Origin of the sequence: Sphingobium sp. B1D7B, from assembly GCF_025961965.1 — a bacterium.
Lineage (GTDB): Bacteria > Pseudomonadota > Alphaproteobacteria > Sphingomonadales > Sphingomonadaceae > Sphingobium.
On the sequence record NZ_JAOQOR010000001.1, the window covers coordinates 2,280,956 to 2,301,025 of the forward strand.

The 20,070-nt window shown below is 65.4% G+C and carries 20 protein-coding genes and 1 tRNA gene; 15 read left to right on the forward strand and 6 right to left on the reverse strand.

The genetic code is table 11. The annotated features are described in order from the left end of the window. Positions 1 to 35: 35 nt before the first annotated feature. A complete protein-coding gene (locus M2336_RS10590; RefSeq protein WP_264592981.1) occupies positions 36 to 554 on the reverse strand; it encodes a hypothetical protein in 519 nt (172 codons plus the stop codon). Positions 555 to 727: 173 nt separating this feature from the next. Here M2336_RS10590 and M2336_RS10595 point away from each other — a divergent pair, with 173 nt between their 5' ends. Both M2336_RS10595 and M2336_RS10600 read left to right on the forward strand, forming a co-directional pair. Next, positions 728 to 2,167 (forward strand): FAD-binding oxidoreductase, encoded by a 1,440-nt coding sequence (locus M2336_RS10595; RefSeq protein ID WP_264572496.1) that lies wholly within the window; start codon positions 728 to 730, stop codon positions 2,165 to 2,167. Between the two features lie 86 nt (positions 2,168 to 2,253). Next, entirely contained in the window at positions 2,254 to 3,033 is a 780-nt protein-coding gene (locus M2336_RS10600) for a SapC family protein (protein WP_181559273.1), read from the forward strand. A gap of 256 nt (positions 3,034 to 3,289) precedes the next feature. Here M2336_RS10600 and M2336_RS10605 read toward each other — a convergent pair whose 3' ends face one another. Continuing rightward, a complete protein-coding gene (locus M2336_RS10605) occupies positions 3,290 to 4,099 on the reverse strand; it encodes an N-formylglutamate amidohydrolase (protein ID WP_264572497.1) in 810 nt (269 codons plus the stop codon). Positions 4,100 to 4,333: 234 nt separating this feature from the next. Here M2336_RS10605 and cpdR point away from each other — a divergent pair, with 234 nt between their 5' ends. Then, positions 4,334 to 4,711, forward strand: coding sequence for a cell cycle two-component system response regulator CpdR (cpdR, locus tag M2336_RS10610; RefSeq protein WP_181561372.1), 378 nt, complete (start codon positions 4,334 to 4,336; stop codon positions 4,709 to 4,711). 53 nt (positions 4,712 to 4,764) lie between these two features. Continuing rightward, positions 4,765 to 4,839: transfer RNA gene (locus M2336_RS10615), tRNA-Val, on the forward strand. 93 nt (positions 4,840 to 4,932) lie between these two features. On the opposite strand, the gene M2336_RS10620 is transcribed toward M2336_RS10615, so the two are convergent. Next, positions 4,933 to 5,364 (reverse strand): DOPA 4,5-dioxygenase family protein, encoded by a 432-nt coding sequence (locus tag M2336_RS10620; protein WP_264572498.1) that lies wholly within the window; start codon positions 5,362 to 5,364, stop codon positions 4,933 to 4,935. 186 nt (positions 5,365 to 5,550) lie between these two features. Between M2336_RS10620 and M2336_RS10625 the strand changes: the two genes are divergently transcribed. Genes M2336_RS10625 through bioB form a run of 3 tightly spaced genes read left to right on the forward strand, consistent with a single transcriptional unit; the run spans position 5,551 to position 8,723 of the window. Then, positions 5,551 to 6,825: an O-acetylhomoserine aminocarboxypropyltransferase gene (locus M2336_RS10625; protein WP_264592982.1), complete on the forward strand. Its 1,275-nt coding sequence runs from the start codon at positions 5,551 to 5,553 to the stop codon at positions 6,823 to 6,825. A 31-nt stretch (positions 6,826 to 6,856) separates the two neighbouring features. Then, positions 6,857 to 7,675, forward strand: coding sequence for a DUF3445 domain-containing protein (locus M2336_RS10630; RefSeq protein WP_264572500.1), 819 nt, complete (start codon positions 6,857 to 6,859; stop codon positions 7,673 to 7,675). Between the two features lie 16 nt (positions 7,676 to 7,691). Next, positions 7,692 to 8,723: a biotin synthase BioB gene (gene bioB, locus M2336_RS10635; RefSeq protein ID WP_264572501.1), complete on the forward strand. Its 1,032-nt coding sequence runs from the start codon at positions 7,692 to 7,694 to the stop codon at positions 8,721 to 8,723. A 27-nt stretch (positions 8,724 to 8,750) separates the two neighbouring features. Here the strand turns inward: bioB and M2336_RS10640 are convergent, their stop codons facing one another. Further along, complete coding sequence (locus M2336_RS10640) at positions 8,751 to 9,434, reverse strand: CDP-alcohol phosphatidyltransferase family protein (RefSeq protein WP_264574855.1); 684 nt, start codon at positions 9,432 to 9,434, stop codon at positions 8,751 to 8,753. Between the two features lie 179 nt (positions 9,435 to 9,613). Between M2336_RS10640 and M2336_RS10645 the strand changes: the two genes are divergently transcribed. From M2336_RS10645 to M2336_RS10675, 7 genes are all read left to right on the forward strand, one after another. After that, positions 9,614 to 10,975, forward strand: a complete 1,362-nt coding sequence (locus M2336_RS10645) for an exopolysaccharide biosynthesis polyprenyl glycosylphosphotransferase (protein ID WP_264572502.1) — start codon at positions 9,614 to 9,616, stop codon at positions 10,973 to 10,975. A gap of 129 nt (positions 10,976 to 11,104) precedes the next feature. After that, a complete protein-coding gene (locus tag M2336_RS10650; RefSeq protein WP_264572503.1) occupies positions 11,105 to 12,244 on the forward strand; it encodes a glycosyltransferase in 1,140 nt (379 codons plus the stop codon). A 66-nt stretch (positions 12,245 to 12,310) separates the two neighbouring features. Beyond that, positions 12,311 to 13,051, forward strand: a complete 741-nt coding sequence (locus M2336_RS10655; RefSeq protein ID WP_264572504.1) for a class I SAM-dependent methyltransferase — start codon at positions 12,311 to 12,313, stop codon at positions 13,049 to 13,051. A gap of 16 nt (positions 13,052 to 13,067) precedes the next feature. Continuing rightward, entirely contained in the window at positions 13,068 to 14,408 is a 1,341-nt protein-coding gene (locus tag M2336_RS10660) for a hypothetical protein (protein ID WP_264572505.1), read from the forward strand. Next, the gene (locus M2336_RS10665; protein ID WP_264572506.1) at positions 14,405 to 15,589 is read left to right on the forward strand and encodes a glycosyltransferase family 4 protein; all 1,185 of its coding nucleotides are present in this window, start codon (positions 14,405 to 14,407) and stop codon (positions 15,587 to 15,589) included. Before M2336_RS10660 ends, M2336_RS10665 begins: the two co-directional genes overlap by 4 nt. A 5-nt stretch (positions 15,590 to 15,594) precedes the next feature. Then, positions 15,595 to 16,359 (forward strand): FkbM family methyltransferase, encoded by a 765-nt coding sequence (locus M2336_RS10670; protein ID WP_264593260.1) that lies wholly within the window; start codon positions 15,595 to 15,597, stop codon positions 16,357 to 16,359. Continuing rightward, a complete protein-coding gene (locus tag M2336_RS10675; protein ID WP_264572507.1) occupies positions 16,343 to 18,115 on the forward strand; it encodes an MFS transporter in 1,773 nt (590 codons plus the stop codon). The genes M2336_RS10670 and M2336_RS10675 overlap by 17 nt, the downstream gene beginning before the upstream one ends. A 9-nt stretch (positions 18,116 to 18,124) precedes the next feature. On the opposite strand, the gene M2336_RS10680 is transcribed toward M2336_RS10675, so the two are convergent. After that, positions 18,125 to 18,742 (reverse strand): YceI family protein, encoded by a 618-nt coding sequence (locus tag M2336_RS10680; protein ID WP_264572508.1) that lies wholly within the window; start codon positions 18,740 to 18,742, stop codon positions 18,125 to 18,127. 115 nt (positions 18,743 to 18,857) lie between these two features. Continuing rightward, a complete protein-coding gene (locus M2336_RS10685; RefSeq protein WP_264572509.1) occupies positions 18,858 to 19,607 on the reverse strand; it encodes a sulfite exporter TauE/SafE family protein in 750 nt (249 codons plus the stop codon). Positions 19,608 to 19,887: 280 nt separating this feature from the next. Here M2336_RS10685 and M2336_RS10690 point away from each other — a divergent pair, with 280 nt between their 5' ends. Next, on the forward strand, positions 19,888 to 20,067 hold the full coding sequence (locus M2336_RS10690; protein ID WP_264572510.1) for a hypothetical protein: 180 nt from the start codon (positions 19,888 to 19,890) through the stop codon (positions 20,065 to 20,067). Positions 20,068 to 20,070: the final 3 nt, after the last annotated feature.

The window sequence follows — 20,070 nt, forward strand, 5'->3', positions numbered from 1 at the left end:
CGCGGAACGCGAAATTCCGCCCCGCTTATCAGGAGTTATCGGTCAGACCGCGCGCGCTTTGGCTCGTCGTCAGGCTCGGCGTGCACGACCTGGGGCGTGAGGCGCGAGAAGCGCTCGATCTCGCAGGCAGAGCCATTGCGAGCATGCAGCATGTCCCGCCCGGCGCACAGCACCCCATCCTTGTCGGGCGAGATGTAGAAGCCCGAATAGAAGTCCGCTGCCCGGCAGGCCCGCCCCAGATGGGCGCGGTAGCGCTCGGTGTTGCTCACCACCATCGTCACGCCATCGGCATGCGTCACCACCGCCGCGCGGATCAGGTTGAGGGGGAGGCAACGCGGGCCGCGCCCTTCCTTCCACTGGATGACCGGCGGCGCCGGTGCAGCTGTCCGGGGTTGCGCCGGCATGGTCGGGATGCGGATGATCACTCGCTGTTCGATGGAGAGCTGGGCGAGCTGGACCTGCTCCATGCGCGCCATGCGGCTCATTTCCGGGCCCGCCACGCGCTGCTCGGCCTCTACGGCCTGCGATGCTCCCAAAAGCAGGAGCGGCAGCAAAATGGTTGGCGACGATGCTGGCAATGAACTGACCCCAGGGGAGGAAAATGCCCTAACCCTTACCGCTTGAACAGCCGATTAATTGTATGATCAACAACGAAGGCGCGCGCTTCGCAAGCATTTTTGCGCGCAGATGGTGGTCATGCGGCGGCGCAGAGGGCATATAGGCGGGCATGATCTCCGAGACAGTTCTGGACGCCTTTCGTGCGATTGCCGGCCCCCGTGGCCTGATAGAGGATCGCGATCTCATCGCGCCCTGGCTGGGCGACTGGCGCGGCAAATATCATGGCGAGGCGGTCGCCATTTTGACGCCGCGCTCCACGCAGGAGGTGGCCGCGATGGTCCGCTGCGCGCACGATCATGGCGTCGCTTTGGTGCCGCAGGGGGGGAATACCTCCATGGTCGGCGGCGCCACACCCCCGGCCGATGGCAGCGCCCTCATCCTCTCGCTCCGCGCGATGAACCGGATTCGCGCGATCGATCCTGCCGCCAATCTCGCCGTGTGTGAGGCAGGCGTCATTCTCTCGACGCTGCATGAGGCGGCAGCGGCGGTCGGTCGGCGGTTTCCGCTGAGCCTGGGCGCCAAGGGATCGGCAACAGTGGGTGGGCTGGTCTCCACCAATGCCGGCGGGACGCAGGTGCTGCGGCACGGGACGATGCGCGCGCTGGTGGAGGGCATCGAGGCGGTGCTGCCGGATGGCTCGATCCACGATGGGATTGCCGCGCTCAAGAAGGACAATCGGGGTTACGATCTCAAGCAGCTGCTTATCGGGGCGGAAGGAACGCTGGGGATCGTGACGGCCGCGAGCCTTCGTCTGGTGCCGGCGATTGCCGATCGGGCCGTGGCGTGGGCCGGCGTGGAAGACCCCGCGCAGGCGCTGGCGCTGCTACGATTTCTCGAGCGGCGCCTTGGGTCCGTCGTCGAGGGGTTCGAGGTGATGGCGCGCGACACGCTCGGCCATGTGCTCGATGTGATCCCCGATACCCGCGCGCCCATCGAGACTCGAACCCCGTGGAATGCGCTGATCGAGGTGGATCTGGACGCGGCCGACGAGGAAGAGAGCGCGGCTGCTCGGCTGGAGGCTGCTCTGGCCGAGGCCTTCGAACAAGGTCTGGTCGTCGATGCGGCCATCGCCGCCAGCGAGGCGCAGGCCGAAGCGTTCTGGAAACTGCGGGAAAGCGGATCGGAGGCGGAGCGGGCGCAGGGGCCTGCGCTGCAGTTCGATGTGAGCGTACCGATTGCGGACATGCCCCGCTTCATGATCGAGGCGGCAGCGGCGTGCGAGGCGCGGTTCCCGGGGGCGACGGCTTCGTCCTTCGGGCACCTTGGCGATGGTAATGTGCACTTCCATGTCCGCGCGCCGGCCGGCACTGGCCCGGGGCAGGGGGCGGATTGGCTCGGCACGCACGGGGAAGAGGCGACGCGCTTCGTCAACGACATCGTCGTGGCGATGCACGGATCGATCTCGGCCGAGCACGGGATCGGCCAGATGAAGATCGCGGAGTTTGCGCGTCTTACGCCACCCGCCCAGCTGAATGCGGTGCGGGCGATCAAGCGGGCGTTCGATCCACAGGGCCTATTCAATCCCGGCAAGCTTGTGCCCCTTGCCTAGGCCCGAGCGGCCCTTTATGGCCGGGCGTCATTCAGCCGGCCCATCGGGAACGGGCTGATCCATGTCCGTTTCAGGAGACCGATGTCATGGCCAGCGCGCCACAAGCCCAGAATTTGCCTCTGCTTTATAACGATCTGGTGCCGCTCAATGTGGAGCAGCACGGCAAGTACACGCTGCGCAACTATGACACCGCGCCGCATATCGTGGGCGTCCACGCCGTCCCGCTGACGCTCGACGAGTTCGCGCAGGCCCAGCGTTTCCTGCCGATCGTCTTCTCCAGCGGCCCGAATCCCGTGCCGCTAGCGCTGATGGGCCTCAACGAGGGCGTCAACACGCTGGTCGATAGCGAGGGCAAGCTGCGCCGCGAGGACGGCTATGTTCCCGCCTATATCCGTCGCTACCCCTGGATGCTGGTGCGCCTGCGTCCGGATTCCGACGAGCTGTCGCTGTGCTTCGATCCGACCAGCGAAATCGTCGGTGAGTATGAGGACGGACGTCCGCTCATCGAAAATGGCGAGGCCAGCGAGCTGACCAAGGAACTGCTCGCTTTCTGCCAGCAGTTTGAGGAAGCTGCGATGCGCACCGGCCAGTTCGTCAAGGAACTGCAGGAGCAGGAGCTTCTGATGGACGGCGAGCTGAGCATCCAGATTCCCGATCAAGAGCAGCCCTTCGTTTATCGCGGCTTCCAAATGGTCAACGAGGAAAAGCTGCGCGAGCTGCGCGGCGATCAGCTGCGCAAGTTCAACCAGAGCGGTGCGCTTCCGCTCATCCATGCGCATCTGTTCTCGCTGCAGGGCATGCGTGAGCTGTTCTTCGCTCAGCGCGCCCTCGGCCTCGGCCCGGTGCCGGCTTACCAGATCAGCTAAATCGCGCCCTCGCTCAGCCGCTCGATTTTTCGGCGGGGCGAGGCGATAAGTTGAAAAAATCATCTACCTCTTGCGGCCCGGGCTTGAAAAGGCTCGGGCCGTGCCTTAACTTCAAAATACGTAATGGCTTGTTCCCCCTTTCGAGCCGTTGCGTGGGCGTCCCGCCCTTTCGGGACGTCTCCTCCCTGAACCTGGGCCACCCTGTGCATCGCACGGGGTGGTTTTTTATGGTTAAACGAAGACGGCTCGGTCTGCGCTATTCGGCCGCCAGCGGCCGGGCAAAGTCAATCAGCTCGCGCGAGAGATGCTCGGCCAGTGTCATAAGCAGGCCCTGCACAATGGCAAGGCCAGGCCCCGGTTCGGCCATTGCCGCATCCAGATAGAGCGACCGATCGAATTCGATCTGAATGGCGTGAACGTCCCGCTCGGGCCGGCCATGTCGCTCCAGAATATGGTTACCCGCGTAGGGCGCGTTGATCGCCACCGGCAGCCGGTGCCGGCGGATGACGTCCGCACACAGGTCGGTCAGCCGATCCGTTGCGCTCCGCCCGAATCGGTCACCGATCACCACGCGCGGAGTCGGTATGTCGGTCGTGGTGATCTTGAGCGGCGGCATGGAATGAATGTCGAGCAGCAGCGCGATGCCATAGCGCCGGCGCGTCACGTCAAGCGCAGCCGCCAGCGCGGCGTGGTAGGGGCGATGCACCTGCTCGATATGCTGGCACAGGGCGGCGTAGGGCAGGGGGTCGCGCCAGAGACCGCCCGTCGTCGCCAGCCGTTCCGGGATCAGGCCCAGGCCACCGCGCAATTTTGCGCTGCTCTGGCCACGAAAGCTCCATGGCGCCCCTTGGATGCCTCGGAGATCGACTTCCCGCTCGTCGCGATTGAGATCGATCAGGGCGCGGGGCTGGCGCGCGACCAGCACATGATGGCCTTGCTCGATGAGCCTTTCCACCAGCAGATCGGCATAGCGGTCCTCAAGCCCCTGCAAGGCCTTTTGCGAAACCCGGGCCCGCGCGAGCAGGGCGGGGGAATAATCCCGCCCCGCGTGAGGGACGGCGAACACCAGAGGACCGCAATCACCGGCCACGCCGTAGTGATGAAACGCGTCATGACTCCGGGCGGGCTTGGGTCGCAATGGTCCTCCACAGGGCCGCTTGCGGCTGCGAAATTTTCCGCAATTGGCCGCAACTGATGGAAATTCTTAATCGCTTTTCGCATAAAGCAAGGGGTGACGCCAAGGCCTATCAGGCTTTATGGCGGTGTGATCGACGAGTATCCCGGAGGCTTCGGCACGCGCATGTTTCGCATTTTGTTGGCGGAAGACGATGACTCGATGCGGCAGTATCTCGTTCGTGCGCTCGAACGCTCCGGCTATGAGGTCGTGGCGGTGGACCGGGGCACGGCGGCGGTGCCGATCATCGAGGCCGAGCATTTCGATCTGCTGCTGACCGATATCGTGATGCCGGAAATGGACGGCATTGAGTTGGCCCAGCATGTCGCGTCCGTCTCGCCGCATACGCGCGTGATGTTCATCACAGGCTTTGCAGCGGTGACCCTGCGCGCGGGGCGCGTCGCGCCGGAAGCCAAGGTTCTCTCCAAGCCGTTTCACTTGCGCGATCTGGTGATGGAGGTCGACCGAATGTTCAATCGCACCAGCGCGGAGAACCTTCTCTGATATTTGCGCTTGCGCCGCCCTCGCGCGTTGCGTAAGGGCCTCTCCTCTCAAGTGGGCGTGTAGCTCAGTGGTAGAGCACTGTGTTGACATCGCAGGGGTCGCAAGTTCAATCCTTGCCACGCCCACCATGGAAAACCCCGCCAGGTTCAACGACTTGGCGGGGTTTTTCTATGCTTGTCGCGCCGCTCCGAGAGGCGCTGCGGCGAGGGGATGCTGCCTCGCTAGATGGTGACTCCGGCGACGGGCGCTGAATTGATCTCGCCCACATCATTCGGCTCTGCGCCCTCGGTCGGCAGGCGGTCGCCAAGGATCGCCTGCGGGGTGCCGATCCACAGCGCGTCCTCCAGATGATCGCGCCGCTGGTTCAGCGTATTGGGATGAATGAGGATGCTCAGTCCGCCATGGTTGAGCATCAGCCAGGGCACCAGCGTGTCGAACAGATCGCAGGCAAAGGCGATCTGGAACATGGATTGCGTGTGCGGCCCGACCAGCCGATCGTGCCAGCGCCCCAGCCGGACAGAAAATCGATCGGACACGCCCGCGCGCAGGCGCTCCGCCACCGGGCGCGTCGCGGCATCATAATAAATATGCGCATGATAGCTGCCGATCTCGGCGATCTGGCGGGGGCGGGGCGTGGGATCCTGGATGTGCATGACGTGTCCTGTCTGTGGTGCCTAGTTGGCGATCGGGAGCGATCTCTGCAAGCAGGTGGAGGATCATCGGTCTGCGGGCACGCGCTGGCGGTAGGCTTTGCGTTGGCGAGAGGCTAAGGAGCCTTCTGTACGGCGGTCCATGCCGCTGTCGGTCACGCTTCGCGCAAAACAAAGGAGAGCAGCCCCGTGAGCCAGAAGATCGATACCCTCGCTGTCCATGCCGGAACCGAGCCCGACCCGACCACCAAGGCGCGGATCACGCCGATCTATCAAACGGCATCCTATGTGTTCGACGATGCCGATCACGCCGCGCGCCTGTTCGCGCTGCAGGCGTTCGGCAACATCTACACGCGAATCATGAACCCCACCAACGGCGCGCTGGAAGGCAAGATTGCGGCGCTTGAGGGCGGTGCTGCCGCGCTGGCCGTGGCCTCGGGTCATGCCGCGCAGTTCCTGGCGTTCCACACGTTGCTGGAAGCCGGCGATCACATCGTCGCGGCCAAGAAGCTGTACGGCGGCTCGCTCAACCAGATCGGCCACAGCTTCAAGAAGATGAGCTGGAGCTCGACCTTCGTGGATGCGGACGATCCGGCCAATATCGCCGCGGCGATCACGGACCGCACGCGCGCCGTGTTCATCGAGAGCCTCGCCAATCCCGGCGGCGTGGTGCAGGATATCGAGGCGATCGCGAAGATCGCGCATGACGCCGGCATTCCGCTGATCGTGGACAACACGCTGGCCACGCCGGTGCTGTGCCGCCCGATCGAGCATGGCGCGGACATCGTGGTGCATTCGGTCACCAAGTTCCTCAACGGCCATGGCAATTCCATCGGCGGCGTGATCGTGGACGCGGGCAAGTTCGATTGGGTGAAGTCCGGCAAGTTCCCGGCCCTGACCCAGCCCAACGACTCCTATCACGGCGCGGTGCTCAGCGACGCGGTAGGGCCGATTGCCTTCATCATCGCCTGCCGGGTGCTGGGCCTGCGCGATCTGGGGCCGGCGCTGGCGCCGATGAATGCCTTCCTCGCGCTCACTGGCATGGAAACCCTGTCGCTGCGCATGGAGCGGCATTGCGATAACGCCCTGGCGCTGGCGCGGTGGCTCCAGAAGCATCCCAAGGTCGAGTGGGTGCGCTATGCCGGTCTGCCGGACGACCCCTATCATGCGCTCGCGCAGCGCTATCTGGGCGGCAAAGGCGGCGCCGTGTTCACCTTCGGCGTGAAGGGTGGGCGCGAGGCTGGCATCAAGCTCGTCTCCGGCGTCAAGCTGTTCAGCCATCTGGCCAACATCGGCGATACCCGTTCGCTGATCATCCACCCTGCTTCGACCACCCATAGCCAGCTGTCAGAGGCGGAACTGGTCGCAGCTGGCGCCGGGCCGGACGTGGTGCGCGTGTCGGTTGGCATCGAGCATATCGATGACATCATCGCGGACATGGCGCAGGCGCTGGACGCGCTCTGAGGATGGCAGCCGGGCACGGAGGCGGGGCAGCATGACGCTTGGCTTCTCCGTGCCCGATCTGCTGGGCGCAGCGCGGATGGGCCGTGCGATGACCATGGGCCTGCGCCGCGTGCCGGAGGAGGACTGGCTCTGGCCGGACTTCGACCGCGCCGCCCGCTCGGCGGTATTCGACGCGCACCCGGAGGCGGTTCAGCTGCTGCCCGGTGCCGAGGGCGCCGTCCGCGAGGTCGGCGCGATGATCGGCATTTCAGGAGAGCTGGGCGATATCGCGCGCGGCTGCTGGGAAGATCTGTGCATCATGCAGCAGGCGGAGCCGGGTGACCCGTGGCACCTTACCGCCGCTGCGGTGGGCTTCCCGACCGACTGGCGCCTTGCGGACAAGATCGGCCGACCGATGGCGCAGATCCATGCGCCCATCCATGGCTATGCCGAGCAATTGGCGCCCGGTGTCGATCACTTCATGGCAAGCTTGAAAGCGGGGCCAATTTTCGCGCGGGCCAACTGGTTCATCGTGCCGTCCATGGAGTGGCGCTATCTCCCGACCGTCGATGAGGCCGCCGCGTTTGCGCATGTCACGCCGGACAATGCCGGGCAGACGCTGATCGTCCGCTGCGAACGGCAAACGCTGAGGCGCCTGCCGGAGAGCCGTGCCATCCTCTTCACCATCGGCATCGCTCGAGAGCGGCTGGGCGATCTGCCGGGAGAATGGCCTGCGCGGCTGAGCGCGGCGCTTGCTGCGATGCCCGCCGACGAACAGGCGCGGCGGCTGGTTAGGCGTTATGCGGATGCGCTCAGGCGCTATGCGGATGCCGCCAATGGCAAGAGTGGCTTTTCAAGCGCGTCCGCCTAAGGCAGAGGGGCAGGCTATGACACAGCTTTCATCCCCAGCCGCGCCGGTGACCACCGCCCCCCGCACCGACTGGACGCGCGAGGAAATCGCCGCGCTGTTCGATCTGCCGTTCATGGATCTGCTCTATGAGGCGCAGGGCGTGCATCGGGCCAATCATCCGCGCAACGAGGTGCAGCTCTCGACGCTGCTCTCGATCAAGACCGGCGGCTGCCCGGAGGATTGCGGCTATTGCAACCAGTCCGTCCATGCAGAGACCGGCCTCAAGGCCACCAAGCTGATGGACGTGCGCGCCGTGCTCCAGTCCGCTGCGCAGGCCAAGGATGCCGGCTCGGGCCGCTTCTGCATGGGGGCAGCCTGGCGCAACCCCAAGGACCGCGACATGCCCGCCCTCATCGAGATGGTGAAGGGCGTGCGCGAGATGGGCCTGGAAACCTGCATGACCCTGGGGATGCTGACGCCCGGTCAGGCGCAGATGCTCGCCGAGGCAGGGCTGGATTATTACAATCACAATATCGACACCGCGCCGGAGAAATATGGCGAGGTGATCACGACGCGCAGCTTTGCCGACCGGATCGAGACGCTGGAGGCCGTGCGCTCCGCGGGGATCAACGTCTGCTGCGGCGGCATTGTAGGCATGGGCGAGACGCGCGAGGATCGCATTGGCTTCATCCACGCGCTGGCGACGATGCCGCATCCGGAGAGCGTGCCGATCAACGCGCTGGTGCCGGTCAAGGGCACCGTGCTCGGCGACATGCTCGCCGATACGCCGCTCGCCAAGATTGATGAGATCGAATTCGTCCGCACGGTGGCAGTGGCGCGGCTCGCCATGCCGCAGGCGATGGTCCGCCTTTCAGCGGGGCGGGAGAGCATGAGCGAGGCCTGTCAGGCGCTCTGCTTCATGGCCGGGGCCAACAGCATCTTCACCGGCGACAAGCTGCTCACCACACCCAATGCCGGCGACGACAGGGATGGCGCGCTGCTCGCAAAGCTCGGCATCGCGGCGATGCAGGCTACACCGCATGGTCATCTGGAAGAGGCTGCCGAATAAGGCAGGCCCCGTTCGGCGCGGCGCCGTTTACCCGCGCCGGGCGTTGTCCGACCGGGACAGTTGACGGCCCGCAACGAGCGTCTGGCTGACGAACAGCACCACGAAAATCACGCCCACGCCGCCGACGATCATGTCAAACGGCGAGATAGCCGGCGCCTTGGTGGGGTCGGTGAGCATCATGCCGATGGTCATGCCGATCAGCACGAAGCGCAGCTCCGTCGGCCCGGCTATGCCATAGGAGAGCTTGAATTCGCCCATCACCCGAGCCGCGAGATAGGCGTGGATGGAGAGCAGCAGATAGCCGACGACCGCGAACATCGCGACGTCCACCCGGACATAGGGACTGAAGCCCATGCCGCCCAGAATGAGCAAGGTGACGATGCCGTCGCAGCTATGGTCAATGAAGTAACCGTAGGATGGCCGCTCAATGTGCCGATAGCGGGCGAGGCTGCCATCCAGCGAGTCGCCGAACCACTGCATCACATAGCCCGCCATGGCCAGCCACAGCCATTGGTCTCCAAAGCTGCTGCCGGCATAGCCGATGAAGGTGGCAAGCCCGCCCACCACGCCCAGCGTCGTGAGCATATCGGGCGTGACCCAGCGAGGCATGATGCTGCACAGCCAGTTCAGCAGACGTCTCTCCGGCGCCGCAAGCAGGTTGTTTTGAATCCTGTTCACGGCTGGCGCTGGTCTGTTGGGGCTGTGCTGCATCATCTCTCCGCGGCGTTCTGGGGCGGCCGTCATAAAAGGGTCATACACGATATTCCAGCGATGATCCCGAAATCCTGCCCCGGCGCGGGACATATGTTGCTGGAACTGCGACGGATGCCACCGCGTCGCCCACGCACAATCTCGTTGACGGCCCCCGCGCAGGGGCATAGCGCGCGGCCATGGCAGCCAAACCAGCGCAGTCGAAGGAAGCAGCACGCCTGCGCCTCTATCTGCTGAGCATCATGCTCGACATGCTGGTGCTCGGGCTGGCCTTTGCCTTGGCCAATCTGCTGGTTCTGGGTTCGCTCATGGGCGAGCCGGGCAAGCCGCACGGTCTGGTGATGGCCGCGATGATCGTGCCGGTCTACGTGCTCATTGCCGTGCATGGCGGCGTCTACGGGATAAGGATGATCGGCAATCGTCGGGCGAGCGCCGCCAAGGCGGTATGGTCGCTGGCGCAAGCGGTGATGCTGACTCTGTTCATCATCTACCTCGGCAAGATCGCCGAGCAATTGTCGCGTCTCACCTTCATGGTCGGCCTGGCTTTGTCTGCCGGCGGGCTGATCGCGGTGCGTCCGCTGATCGACCGGCTGGCAATCTGGCTGGTCGGCACGGTGCCGCACATCACGGTGCTGCTGGTCGATGGCGTCGAGATCGAAACGCCACGCGATGCCTGGCGGGTGGATGCGCAGGCGATCGGCTTCGATCCCACCGCGCGGGATGCCAAAATGGCCGAGCGCCTCGCCGATGGTGTCGGCGGTGCCGAGCGCGTGGTCGTCGCGTGCCCCGCCGAGCGGATCGCGGACTGGCGCATCGTGCTTACCTCCCTGTCCGCCAAGGGAGAAATCCTGGTGCCTGAGATGCGCCAGTTCGTGCCCGCGAAGGTGAGCGCCTTTGCCGATCATCCGACGCTGGTGGTTGCGGGTGGACCGCTGCTGTTCCGGGACCGGCTGTTGAAGCGCCTGTTCGATCTGGCGATCTGCGTGCCGGCGATCCTGGCGCTCTCGCCGATCCTCATTTTCGGCACGCTGGCGGTGAAGCTCTCGGGGCCGGGTCCGGTGTTCTTCCGCCAGCAGCGGCTGGGGCGCGATGCGCGGCCGTTCATGATCCTCAAGTTCCGCACTATGCATATGGCGCTGAGCGACCTCAAGGCGGACAAGCTCACCGAGAAGGACGATCCGCGCGTGACCCGCATCGGCGCCTTTTTGCGGCGCACGAGCATCGATGAACTGCCACAGCTTTTCAATGTGTTGAAAGGCGACATGAGCATCGTCGGACCACGCCCTCACGCTCCGGCGGCGAAGGCGGCGCAGAGCCTCTATTGGGAGGTCGATGAGCGCTATTGGGCGCGCCATTGCATCAAACCGGGCATGACCGGTCTGGCGCAGGTGCGTGGCCATCGCGGCCCGACCGACCGGCATGAGGATCTCATCAACCGGCTGCAGTCGGATCTTGAATATGTGACCAACTGGTCGATCTGGCGGGACCTGCGGATCATCGTCGCGACGCTGCGAGTGCTGGCGCATGATAATGCATTCTGAGGGTGTGCGTTTTGAAGAGGGGTGTTGTGCTCCTGCGAAAGCAGGAGTCCAGGGCGGCAAAGTTCATCTGCTGCGCCCTGGACTCCTGCTTTCGCAGGAGAACAAGGAAGCCCGGAGGGGACACGTACGATGACGCCCGTCGACCTGTTCCTCACCCTCATCATCACGCTTTGTGCGGTGCTGCTGGTCTGGCCGTTCCTGATCTATCCGCTCATCCTGCGGCTGCTGCCGACCAAGCCGGTCCAGCACGCGGGCGGCGCGGTCCCGCCTACCGTCTCGCTGCTCTTCTGCGCTTATAACGAAGCTGCATCGCTGCCCACGAAGATCGAGAATCTGCGTGCGCTCAAGGCGCGGCATCCGGGTTTACAGATCCTCGCCTTCGACGATGGCTCCGGTGATGGCACAGGCGACCTGCTGGGCCAGGCTCAGGACGTCCTGACCCTGCTGCGCGGTCCGGGCCGCAGCGGCAAGGCGCACGGGATGAAGCAACTCGCGGCCATGGCCACGGGCGAGATTCTCGTCTTTACCGACGCCAACGTGCTGCTCGACGCAAACGCTATCGATGCGCTACTGCCATATTATGCCGATCCGCAGGTCGGCGGCGTGCTCGGCTCGCTGCATTATGATGGCGCGGATCGCAGCGCTTCGGCGTCGGTGGGCGCGCTCTACTGGCGGCTCGAGGAGCATCTCAAGGATATCGAGTCGCGCACCGGCAATGTGATGGGGGCGGACGGATCGATCTTCTCGATCCGGCGCGCGCTGTATCCCGACTTCCCCGATAGCGTGCTGGACGATCTCACCGTCTCCATGGCCGTTGTCTTTGCCGGTCGGCGACTCATCAAGGCAAAGGACGTGATCGCCCGTGAGGCGATGGTGGCGCAGCGCGCCGACGAGTACCGCCGCAAGGTACGCATCGCCGCCCGCAGCTGGCACACGCACCGGCATTTGCGGCCGGGATTGCGGCGGATGAGACGGCTCGACCGGTTCAAATATGGCTCGCGCAAGATCGTGCGATGGTTCGGGGGCCTGTGGATCGGGCTGGCGGTTGTGGCGGCGCTGGCGCTCGCCTGGCGGATCACGCCGGTTGCAGCGGTCGCGCTGGTCGCGGCCGGGCTGGTGCTGGCGATGCTGGGCGCGATGGCGCGGCGCGGGCCGCTCGCGGCGATATTCGACCTGTTGCTGGCCTATATGGCGACTTTGAAGGGCGTGCTGCTCGCCATGCGCGGGCAGACCTTCACGCTATGGACCCCCGCCAAGTCCCGCGACTGAGGCCGTGCACGCAAAGATGTGCGGTTCCTCTCGCTTTCGGGGTCCAGCATTGTATAGGCTCGCGCCATGATCACCATGCAACGCGTGCGCAAGGCCGCAGGTAAGCATCTCTCGAGAGCCGAACTGGCCGTGCGGTCAGCCTTCGGCGCAGCGCGTGACCGGCATTGCCCGGCCTGCCGGCGCGATGTGGTGGGCTTCTTCCGCTACGGCGATGAAGCGGAGTGGGGATGCCTCGATTGCGGCGCATCGCCACGCGAACGGCTGATGCATCATCTCCTTGATGAAGGTGTCATCACCCTGCCGGCATGGAGCGCGGTGCTGCATTGCGCGCCGGGCGAGGCGAGCCTGATTGAGCGGTTCCGCGCCCATGCGGGCGATTATGTGCCCGCCGATATCGACCCCTCACGCTATGCCGTCCCCGGCGTCCAGCACCTGGACCTGATGGCGATGACCGAGGAGTCGCGCTACGACCGCATTTATGCCAGCCATGTGATGGAGCATGTGCCTGACGACGCGGTGGTGCTGCGCAATGTGCTGCGCGCGCTCAAGCCCGGCGGCGAGGCCTGGCTGCTCGTGCCGCTATGGGATCGCCCCAGCGAGGATGGCCCGCCGGATCTCTCCGGCCGCGAGCGGGAGCGGCGCTTCGGCCAGTGGGACCATGTCCGCCAATATGGCCGCGACTTTGCCGAGCGCATCCGCGCGGCCGGGTTCGAGGTGGACCTGATTGATGCCGCGTCCCGGCCGCCCGAAGCGGTGAGGCGGGAGGCCCTGGCCGACACGCTGTTCCGCGCCCGTCGACCGGCATGATGAGCCTGCGGGGGTGATGGCCGGCCTGATTGCGCTGGCGGGGCGTCTTGAGCGTCATTCCGGGCTGCTCGGGCTGGTGAAGCTGGGCAATGTGGCCCTCGCCATGCTGTGGGGTTTCGTCGTCACCTTCGTGTTCGTGCGCATTCTCCCCCTTGAGGAGTTTCGCGGCTTTCTGCTGCTGGTCGCGTTCGCCAACTTCACGGTGTCCGCCGAGCTTGGCCTGAGCGCCATCGCCTATGCACGGCTGCGGCGCTTGCGGGTGAGCGGGGAGGGCGCGTTCGATCCCGCCGAGCTGGTCGCCCTGCTGTGGATTCTTGCTGGCCTCGTGGCCTTGGGCGCCGTGCTGATTGGTGGCGCCATCGCGACGGGCTGGCTCAAGACCGACTATCCGGCGCTGTTCATCACCTTCTATCTCGTCGCCGCCTTCAATCTGCTCACCCTGCTGGCGCGGCGGGCGCTGGCCGCGGTCGATCACAATCTCTGGTGGGAAGCGCTCGACAGCATCCGCCGTATCTCGGGCCTCGCGCTGCTATTGGCCGCGCTCGGGCCGCTGCCGATCCTTGCGTCGGTGCTCATTCAACTGGTCGTCGCGCTCGGGGTGCTGTGCGCCGGGCTTGCGACCTTCCACGCGACATTGGCGATGCGGCGGCGCGACTGGATTGTGCTGGGGCCGGGGCTGTCGGCGGTGCGGGTGCATTATCTCTCCGATTTCGGCCGGACCGGCATTCTCACCCTGTGTGATGTCGGCGCCTATAATGCGCCCTATTTCACCATCGTCGCGGTGACGCCGGACCCACGGCCGCTGCTGCTCTTCGATCTGGTGTTTAAGCTGTCCCGCTCGCTGTCCGCCGTCATTCGCGCCCTTGCGGAGACGGTTCTGCCCGGCCTGACGCGCGCGGCCTATCAGGGCGATGGGGCCGGCGTGCGGCGCGCTGTCCTGCGCTGCCTTGGCTGGTCGCTGGGCGCCACAATGGCCGGCAGTGCCGCGCTGCTGGTCGCGGGAAAGCTGATCGCTCACATCATATTCAATGGCAATCTCGACCTGCAATATTCTGAAATTGCGATGATGATTGCACTGCTCTTTGGCCTCAGCCTCATTTGCGTCTCGGTTTATCTGCAGTGGGGGTTGGGGCGGTTCGGCGCCTTGCTGCGGCCTTCGATGCTGCTGTTGCTTGGCAGCGTATTGGCCGTTCCTTTGGCCATGCCGATACATGAGAGTCTCGGCTGGACACTATCCGCCGGGTTTCTGGCTCTCTACGCCGCTGTTCATGTTTCGCTGGGGCTGGTTCATGGGCGTATGCTGATGCATCTGACAGGAGCGCGGGGCGCAGAGGCGCAGGCAAGGGGCAGCGTGTGAAGATTTCGATGATCGATCCCTCGCTGTTCACGCCGCGCTATGACGATGGGCTGTGCGAAGCGCTGGCCGCGCGCGGCAATGACGTGACATTGATCGGCCGACCGATGCGCGAAACCGATGCCATCGTGCCCAAGCGCTACCGCTATGAGCCCCGCTTCTTCCGCATCGGCGAGCGGCTGCGGCCGGTGCTGGGCGATGGCCGGGCCGGGCAGATCGCCAAGGCCGCCGATTATGCGCTGGATGCCCGGCTCGGCCGCCTCGGCTCCCTGGTAGGCGATGTGGCGCATTTCCAGTGGTTGCCGCTGGCGATGGTGGACAGAATCCTGCTCGATCGGCTGGCGGACCGGACGGCGCTGGTCCACACCGTCCACAATGCGCGCCCGTTTCATGGCGAGGATCGCTCGGGCGTGCAGGGGCGCGGCTATGAGGCGCTGCTGCGGCAGTTCGATCTGCTGATCGTCCATGGCGAGCAGACGCGCGAGACGCTGCTCAAGCAGGGGATCGACCCTGCGGACATCGCGCTGGTGCCACATCCGCCGATGACCTTGCGGGAGGCGGCCGCGGAAGACCTTGCCGCCGTCCCGCGTGGAACCGTGCCGCGCATTCTCTTCTTCGGCACGATTCGGCCCTATAAGGGGCTGGATCTGCTGGTGCAGGCCTGTCTCGATCTCTGGCGGGACGGGCTTGTCTTCGAGTTGGCGATTGCCGGCAAGCCGTTCATGCCGGTCGAAGCCTTCCTGCAAGCCATTCATGGCGGCGGCTTTAGCGATCGACTGGTGACCGATCTCGGCTTTCTAACCGAGCATCGCCTCGATGCGCATCTGCGCGCGGCGGACATTCTGGCGTTTCCCTATCGCGAGATCGATTCGAGCGGTGCCTTCCTCTCCGCGCTGCGCTATGGCGCCGCCATGGTAACCAGCGATGCCGGCATGTTCGGCGACCTTCCCGATGCCGTGGCGACGCGCTTTCCGGCGGGCAATGCCCCGGCGTTGGCGGTGGCCCTGCGCCAGCTCATCGTCGATGCGCGCCGTCGGCAGGAGGCGGGGGAGGCCGCGCGCGCCCATGGTCAGGTGATGACGGGATGGGATGTCGCCGCCGCGGAGACGCAGGAGGCCTACCAGACCGCGCGTGAGCGTTTCGCGGCCAGAACGGGGCACACAGTCGGGGAGAGCGCGGCATGATCGACCTGCGCCGCTACCGCCGCGAACTGCGCGACCGCTGGCTGGCCGTGCGGCTGGGCCTTGTCGGCCGCCAGCATCAATATGGCGAGATCGTCTCGCTGCGCCGGCTCATTGCGCATTTCGGCATCGATTGCGTGATCGATGTCGGCGCCAATGCCGGGCAATATGCCACCATGTTGCGCAAGGATGTCGGCTTTCGCGGCCCGATCCTCTCGTTCGAGCCGCATCCCCAGGTTTGCGCGAAGCTGGTGGAGATCGCCGGCAAGGATGCGGAGTGGCACGTCCACAATATCGCCCTGTCGGATCGGGATGGGGAGGCGACCTTCCACCTGATGGCCGCCGACCAGTTCAGCTCGCTCAATGCCCCGCAGGATGGCCTCGAGCAGATTTTCGCCGAGCGCAACAAGGTCACGCGCACCGTGCACGTGCCCTGCGCCCGGCTCGATACGCTGCTGCCCGACCTGGAGCCGGCGCGCGATGCCAAGGCCATTCTGCTCAAGATGGATACGCAGGGGCATGACGCGCAGGTCTGGTCCGGGGCCAGCGCGGTTGCCGCGCGTATCACTGCCGCGCAGACCGAATTATCGGTGCGCCCGCTCTACGATGGCGCGACGGACTATCGCACGATGATCGCGCTTCTGGAGCGCGGCGGCTTCGTGCCCAATGCTGTCTTCGCCAACAACAAGGGCCATTTCCCGCTGCTGGTGGAAATGGACGGCCTGTTCATTCGCGCAGATCTGGCGCGTGAGGGCAATGTCCCGATCCTCTGATCCGGCGCACGGGCGCCCGCTGGCTCTCGCAACGGCGCTGGTGGCGGGCGGACTGCTGCCCCTCGTGCTCAGCTGGGGCACCTGGATGTGGCATTTGCGCGGCCAGTCCGGCCGGAGCATTTCCGAATATCTGTTCGCCCGGCAGGATATGTGGATGCTGGACGCGCAGGCATTTGGCCTCCTGATTGCCGGCTTCCTCGTCGGTCTGCGGGTGCAGCGTGGCGGGCTGCCCGCCCAGCGCGGCGGTGGTCGGGTCTTCACCGGCAGCGCGCTGGTTCCCGTCGGCATCATCGTCGTTGTTCTGCTCGGCTGGCTGGGGCGGACGTGGGTTTTCCATGGCTACAGCGTTTCGCGCGACGAGGTGATGGTCGAACTGACGGCGGGTGCGCTCGCCCACGGTATGATCGGCTGGCCGATTCCCGAAGCCTGGAATGCCGTCCGCCATGCGATGCAGCCGGAATTCTACAGTCCCTACGGTTCGGATACGCATTGGACCTCGATCTATCTGCCGGTCCATGCCGCAATCCGCAGCCTGTTTCAGCGGGTCGGGCTGGCTGATCTCGCCGCCCCGCTGACCCTCGGCGCGGGCCTCGTCGCGCTCTGGCATATCACGCGGCACCTCAACCCGGATCGGCGCGATGCTGCGCTGGTGACGATGGTCATGGCGCTCACCTCCGCGCAATTGCTCGTCACCGCCATGACGCCCTATGCAATGACCAGCCATTTCGCGTTCAACATGATCTGGCTGGCGCTGGTCTTGCGCGGCGGCACGCTGGGGCATGGACTGGCGGCATTGGTCGCGGTTCTGGCCGCCGGGCTGCATCAGTGGCACTTCCCGCTGCTGTTCATTGCGCCGTTCATCCTCTGGATGGCCGCCAATCGCCGCTGGGGTCCGGCGCTGTTCCATATCTGTGTCGCGCTCGCGCTGATGGTGATCTGGGCGCGACTCTGGCCGATGGCACTGGCCGAGCTGGTCGGCCCGGCACCGCCGAGCGATGTCCACCGCACCAACAGCATCGTCGACAAGCTGATCAGCCTGTTCGGCCGGCTCGATGATCTCCAGCCGCTGCTGAACATTTCGCGGCTGATCGCCTGGAACAATCTGCTGCTCCTGCCGCTCGCCGGCCTGGCAGTGTTGGGCGTGCGCTGGCGGAGTGTGTGGCGTGACGTGCCGGTGACTGTACCGCTGCTGCTGGGCGTGATCGCCGGTCTCTGCCTTGCGTTGTATCAGGGCTATGGCTGGGGTTTCCGCTATATGCATGGCCAGATCGGCGCGCTGTGCCTGCTTGCCGGGCTTGGCTGGCGCGCCGTCGTGCCGCGCGATGCGCGCTATGGCCGGGCGCTGCTGGTAGCCGGCGCCCTCTTCGCGCTGATGGGCACGCTCTGGCAGGCCCGCGATACGGAGCACTATGTGCGGGGCTATGCCAAGACGATGGCGGCCATTCGCGCGTCCGATGCCGATGTGGTGCTGGTCGATATTCGCGGCGGCTATTTCATGACCGACCTTGTGCGCTTCGGCGCCGATGGTGCGCCCGGCAAGCCGGCGGTGATGGCCCTGCAAATGCTCAAGGCCACCGATCTGGCGGCCCTGTGCGCACGCTATGATGTGGCGGTGATGGATTTTCGGCAGTTCCAGCCGCTCGGCGTCTATCCGCTCTCGCCAATCTTCAAGGGGGATGACGGGATCGTCGCGCGGCGCGCCCATCTTGCGCGCATGGGCTGTGACCGGCCGGTGATTGCCTCACCGGCCGGATAGTCTCAGCGCTTACTTGGTGAAGCCGGCGACGATCTCGAGCTTAACCTCGTCACCCACCATCGGCAGGCCGTAAGCAACGCCAAAGTCGCTGCGCTTGATCGAGCCGGTGGCGGTGAAGCCCACATTCTCCTTGTTGCCCATGCCCATGCCGGCGCCATAGAAGCGTGCGTCGAGCGTGACCGGCTTGGTCACGCCGTTCAGCGTGAAGTTGCCGGTGATCTTGGCAGCCTGACCGTCCACGACGACGCTGGTCGAGACGAAGCGGGCGTCGGCGGGCGTCGGGCCGAAGAAGTCGGCGGCCTTGCCGTCCTTACCGGCGCGCAGCAGGTGAGCCGTCAGGCCCGCGCTGGCGGTGGTGACCTTGGAGACGGGAATGGTCACATCGACCTTGGCCGCCGAAGGGTTTTTGGGGTCCAGCTGGAGCGTGCCGGTGATGTCACCGAAAATGCCGAAATAGGGCGTGAAGCCCAGATGATCGACCTCCCACTTCACCAGCGTGTGGCCGGGATCAGCGGTGTAGGTGCCGCCGGAAATCGCGGCGGGGTCCGGCTTGCCGGGCTGTGCGACCAGCCCGCCGGTGATGCCGGCAAGAAGAAGAGCGGGGAGGGCAGCGTGAATGAGGCGCATATCTGTGTCTCCTGATCGTCTGCGAGGGGGATTGAGAACGATACGCCTTAGCATAGCGTGCCGCTCGCCGCTGTCATCAGGGGAATGCAAGGGTGCGGCGCGGAGCGCGCCGGACTTAAATCAGCGCATCGGCGAGCAGTTTCACGCCAAGGAGGATCATCAGGACGTAGATCAGCACATAGAAGCGCTCCGGATCGACCTTGCGGACCAGCTTCACGCCCAGCATCGTGGAGATGAGGGCGAGGGGGATCAGCGCAGCGGTTGCGAGCAGATTGGCGTGGGTGAACTGGCCGAGCGCGGCATAGGCCGGCACCTTGATCCAGTTCATCACCGCAAAGGCGATGGCGGTGGTGCCGACGAGCGTATCGCGCGGAAGCTTGCGGGGCAGCACCCACATCTGGAAGGGCGGCGAACCGGCATGGGCGACGTGGCTGGTGAAGCCCGATGCGACGCCGAACAGCACGCCCAGCCATGCCGGGGAATTGGAGGGCAGGGTGATCGCATGGCCCCGCTCAACCCACAGGCGCTGCAGGCCGAAGAGGATCGAGATCGCGCCGAGCACGCCCAGCACGACATCCGCCGAGACCTGCGCGGAGAAGAAATAGCCCAGCGCCACGCCAATGGTCATGCCGGGGATCATCACCGCGAGCACATGCCCATCCCAGGTGCGGCGGAACGCCCAGACGCTCACCACATCCTGCACGATCAGGATCGGTAGCAGGATAGCCGCGGCCCGCACCGGGTCGATCGCAAGGGCGAGGATAGGCATGGCCAGCGAGCCCGCGCCGGAGAAGCCACCCTTGGCGAGGCCGGAAATCACCACGGCGACCACCGCGCACAGAATGTAGAAGGGATCGAGTGGCATGGGGATCGAGACCTCGGGCTTCGCGGCCCGGCAGGCGCGATGTCATCTGGCATAGCGCCTCGGTCACGGCCCGACGCAAGTTTTTTCGCATCGCCCTCTTGAAACCTGCCGCGCTATCTCCAAAATGCCGCCTGCGGACCGGGCCCCTCTGGCGCAGCGCTCAAACATGAGCGCCTCGCGATGTCGGACCGCATCGGGTGATACCGGTGCAGGTTCGGTTTTTCAGGCTCAGGCATCCAGTCATCCGATCACGTGCAACGCACTTTGGAGGATGACGTTCATGAATATCTTCACGTTCAATCTGATGGTCCTGCTGCAACGCGTCGACGATTCGCTGTCCAGCGAACGGGGCAAGGCGCGGCCCGATGGTCATCTCGTCGCGCGCTTGTGGCTGCGCCGCGATATGCTGATGAGCCGCCTGCGGCGCTCGCTGGCCGGTCCCCGGGCACTGGGGGCCTGACGC

Excerpts from the sequence above, each read along its gene's own strand:
- M2336_RS10595 (WP_264572496.1), top strand. The coding sequence starts at position 728 with ATGATCTCCGAGACAGTTCTGGACGCCTTTCGTGCGATTGCCGGCCCC.
- M2336_RS10600 (WP_181559273.1), top strand. The coding sequence starts at position 2,254 with ATGGCCAGCGCGCCACAAGCCCAGAATTTGCCTCTGCTTTATAACGAT.
- cpdR (WP_181561372.1), top strand. The coding sequence starts at position 4,334 with ATGTTTCGCATTTTGTTGGCGGAAGACGATGACTCGATGCGGCAGTAT.
- M2336_RS10620 (WP_264572498.1), bottom strand. The coding sequence starts at position 5,364 with ATGCACATCCAGGATCCCACGCCCCGCCCCCGCCAGATCGCCGAGATC.
- M2336_RS10630 (WP_264572500.1), top strand. The coding sequence starts at position 6,857 with ATGACGCTTGGCTTCTCCGTGCCCGATCTGCTGGGCGCAGCGCGGATG.
- bioB (WP_264572501.1), top strand. The coding sequence starts at position 7,692 with ATGACACAGCTTTCATCCCCAGCCGCGCCGGTGACCACCGCCCCCCGC.
- M2336_RS10640 (WP_264574855.1), bottom strand. The coding sequence starts at position 9,434 with ATGCAGCACAGCCCCAACAGACCAGCGCCAGCCGTGAACAGGATTCAA.
- M2336_RS10645 (WP_264572502.1), top strand. The coding sequence starts at position 9,614 with ATGGCAGCCAAACCAGCGCAGTCGAAGGAAGCAGCACGCCTGCGCCTC.
- M2336_RS10650 (WP_264572503.1), top strand. The coding sequence starts at position 11,105 with ATGACGCCCGTCGACCTGTTCCTCACCCTCATCATCACGCTTTGTGCG.
- M2336_RS10655 (WP_264572504.1), top strand. The coding sequence starts at position 12,311 with ATGATCACCATGCAACGCGTGCGCAAGGCCGCAGGTAAGCATCTCTCG.
- M2336_RS10660 (WP_264572505.1), top strand. The coding sequence starts at position 13,068 with ATGGCCGGCCTGATTGCGCTGGCGGGGCGTCTTGAGCGTCATTCCGGG.
- M2336_RS10675 (WP_264572507.1), top strand. The coding sequence starts at position 16,343 with ATGTCCCGATCCTCTGATCCGGCGCACGGGCGCCCGCTGGCTCTCGCA.
- M2336_RS10680 (WP_264572508.1), bottom strand. The coding sequence starts at position 18,742 with ATGCGCCTCATTCACGCTGCCCTCCCCGCTCTTCTTCTTGCCGGCATC.
- M2336_RS10685 (WP_264572509.1), bottom strand. The coding sequence starts at position 19,607 with ATGCCACTCGATCCCTTCTACATTCTGTGCGCGGTGGTCGCCGTGGTG.
- M2336_RS10690 (WP_264572510.1), top strand. The coding sequence starts at position 19,888 with ATGAATATCTTCACGTTCAATCTGATGGTCCTGCTGCAACGCGTCGAC.